This is a genomic window from Actinomadura rubrisoli (assembly GCF_004349215.1).
Taxonomy (GTDB): Bacteria; Actinomycetota; Actinomycetes; order Streptosporangiales; family Streptosporangiaceae; genus Spirillospora; species Spirillospora rubrisoli.
Map to the genome: position 1 here is coordinate 1 of NZ_SMKU01000732.1, position 1,054 is coordinate 1,054.

Consider the following 1,054-nt stretch of genomic DNA (forward strand, 5'->3'; position numbering starts at 1 on the left):
CACCCGAATCCGCCACCGCGCCCCCACCTCCGTCCGGCACCGCGTCCGCGTCGGGGGAAGGTGCCGCGTCCCCGCCTGCGTCCGGCGCCGTGTACGCGCCTGGGGCTGGTGCCGAGTGCTCACCTGCGTCTGGTGTCGCGTCCGCGCCTGGGGTTGGTGCCGCGTCCCCGCCTTCGTCCGGTGTCGTGTCCGCGCCTGGGGAAGGTGCCGAGTGCTCACCTGCGTCCGATGGCGCCGACTCGTCTGCGTCTGGTGGGGAGGTCGGGGGCGCGGCCGGCGGTGCGTCCTCGACGATGGCCGGCGTTCGCTCGGTGACCGAACACGCATCGGCGACTGGCGCGCCGCCCGCGTTCGTGGTTAGGGGCGCGGTTGCGCCGGGGCGGATTGCCGTGCGGCTCTGGGGCAAGCTGTGTCCGGGTCCGCCCGAGCCGAGGCTGTTGCGCGTGTTCGAGGCCGCGCTGGTCCTGCTCGCCGATCATGAGCTGGCGGCCTCCACGGTGGCGGCACGAGTGGGGGCGTCCGTGCGCGCCGACCCGTACGCCGTCGTGGTCTCGGGGCTGGGCGTTCTGAGCGGTGCGCTGCACGGCGGGGCCTCGTACGGTGCGGAACGCCTGCTCGCCGAGGTCGGCGCCGGTGCGTCGGCGGCTCGGGTGCTCGGGGAGCGATTGCGGGGCGGCGAGCGCATCCCCGGGTTCGGCCACATCATCTACAAGGCGGGGGACGGGCGCGCCACGTTCTTGCTCGACCTCATCAGGGATGCGGCGCCAGGGAATGAGCGGCTCGCCGCGGCCGAGGCCGTCCTGGACGAGGCCCGCCGGCGTCGACTGCCCGAGCCCAACATCGACTTCGCGCTGGCGGTGCTGGGCGCGGTCGCCGGGCTGGTTCCCGGCGCCGGTGAGGCCCTCGTCGCCATCGCCCGCACCGCTGGCTGGCTGGCGCATGCGCTGGAGGAGTACGGGCGGCGCACCCCGCTCCGTCCGCGCGCCGTCTACACCGGCCCCCCTCTTCGCTCATGAACGTGATTCGGGCCTGGGGCGGGGGTGTGCTCGGGTTC

At 75.0% G+C, this 1,054-nt stretch carries 1 protein-coding gene; it reads left to right on the forward strand.

Features of this window, described 5'->3' with window-relative positions:
- The first annotated feature begins 293 nt into the window (after positions 1-293).
- Positions 294-1,016: a citrate/2-methylcitrate synthase gene (locus tag E1298_RS51045; protein ID WP_279499821.1), complete on the forward strand. Its 723-nt coding sequence runs from the start codon at positions 294-296 to the stop codon at positions 1,014-1,016.
- The last annotated feature ends 38 nt before the right edge of the window (positions 1,017-1,054 follow it).